Annotated in this window: 2 protein-coding genes; both read left to right on the plus strand. The window is 75.2% G+C overall.

The genetic code is table 11. The features are described from left to right. Window positions 1-600: response regulator transcription factor (locus CCN33_RS30115; RefSeq protein WP_140394771.1), on the plus strand; the 600-nt coding region annotated here is incomplete at its 5' end. Next, complete coding sequence (locus CCN33_RS30120) at window positions 593-1,705, plus strand: sensor histidine kinase (protein WP_086696471.1); 1,113 nt, start codon at window positions 593-595, stop codon at window positions 1,703-1,705. The genes CCN33_RS30115 and CCN33_RS30120, both read left to right, overlap by 8 nt. Window positions 1,706-1,737: the final 32 nt, after the last annotated feature.

A 1,737-nucleotide genomic window follows, 5' to 3' on the forward strand; every position in this document is an offset into this window, starting at 1 on the left:
GCCACCGGCCGGTGGCCCGACCTGGTGGTGCTCGACCTGATGCTGCCCGGCATGGACGGGCTGGAGGTGTGCGCCCGGTTGCGGGAGCGCGGCCCGGTGCCGGTCATCATGCTCACCGCGCGCGGTGACGAGGACGACCGGGTGCTCGGCCTGGAGGTCGGCGCGGACGACTACGTGACGAAGCCGTTCAGTCCGCGCGAGCTGGTGCTGCGCGTGGAGTCGGTACTGCGCCGTACCCGCCCCGCCGGCCGGACGCCCGGCGCCCCCGGGCCCTTGGCGGCGGCGGGCCTCACGCTCGACACGGCCGCCCGTCGGGCCACCCGGAACGGCACCGAACTCGCTCTGACCCTCCGGGAGTTCGATCTGCTGGCATTTTTACTGCGGCATCCTGGCCGCGCCTTCGGCCGCGAGGAGCTGATGCGGGAGGTGTGGGGCTGGGACTTCGGCGACCTGTCCACGGTGACCGTCCATGTCCGCCGGCTGCGCGGCAAGGTCGAGGAGGACCCGGCCCGGCCCCGGCTGATCCGTACCGTCTGGGGCGTCGGCTACCGCTTCGAACCGGACGCGGCCGCCGGGCCGGAGGAGGACGGACGTGCGTGACAACCTCCTCATCGCCCTGTACGCCTTCCTCGGCGCCGCCGCCTCCGGTCTGGTCGGCGCCGCCGTGCTGCGGCTGGTCCGGCGCCGCTCGCTGACCGCCTCGCTCACCGTGGTCGCGGGCGTCGGCGTCTTCGCCATGCTGGCGGGCACCATGGCGGTGGCGTGGGCGATGTTCCTGTCCCCGCACGACCTGCGCGTGGTGACCACGGTCGTCGCCATGGCGGCGGTCGTCTCGCTGGCGAGTGCGCTCCTCCTGGGCCGCCGGGTGGTCGCCCGCAGCCGGGAACTGACGGACGCGGCACGGCACTTCGGCGACGCGGGCGCCTTCTCCGCACCCGCCGCACCGGCCACCGCCGAGCTGGACGCCCTGAGCCGGGAACTGGCCGCGACCAGCGCCCGGCTGGCCGCCTCCCGTGAGCGCGAACGCGCCCTGGAGGCGTCCCGGCGTGAGCTGGTCGCCTGGATCTCGCACGACCTGCGGACCCCGCTGGCCGGTCTGCGCGCCATGTCGGAGGCGCTGGAGGACGGGGTGGCGGCCGATCCGCCCCGCTATCTGCGGCAGATCCGCACCGAGGTGGAACGCCTCAACGGCATGGTCGGCGACCTCTTCGAGCTCTCCCGCATCCACGCCGGGACGCTGCCCCTGAGCCCTTCGCGGATCTCGCTGTACGACCTGGTGGGCGACGCCCTCGCCGGGGTCGGCCCGCTCGCCCGCGAGCACGGCGTACGGCTGGTGGGCGACGGGGTGCGGCCGGTGCCGGTCGAGGTGGACGGCAAGGAGATGAGCCGGGTCATCGCCAACCTGCTGGTCAACGCCATCCGCCGGACCCCGGCCGACGGCACGGTCGCAGTCGCGGCCCGGCGGGCGCCGGAGGGCGTGGTGCTGTCGGTGACCGACGGCTGCGGCGGCATTCCCGAGGAGGACCTGCCCCGCGTCTTCGACACCGGCTGGCGCGGCACGGACGCGCGGACGCCCCCGGCGGGCGCGGGGCTCGGGCTGGCGATCGTCCGGGGGATCGTGGAGGCGCATCAGGGGCGGGCGAGCGTACGGAACATCCCCGGCGGCTGCCGCTTCGAGGTGACGCTGCCCGCCCCGGCCTCCTGACTCAGCCGGTCCCCGCGAACTCCGCCATCCCC

Origin of the sequence: Streptomyces recifensis, assembly GCF_002154615.1 — a bacterium.
In the GTDB taxonomy this organism is placed as follows: Bacteria; Actinomycetota; Actinomycetes; order Streptomycetales; family Streptomycetaceae; genus Streptomyces; species Streptomyces griseoluteus.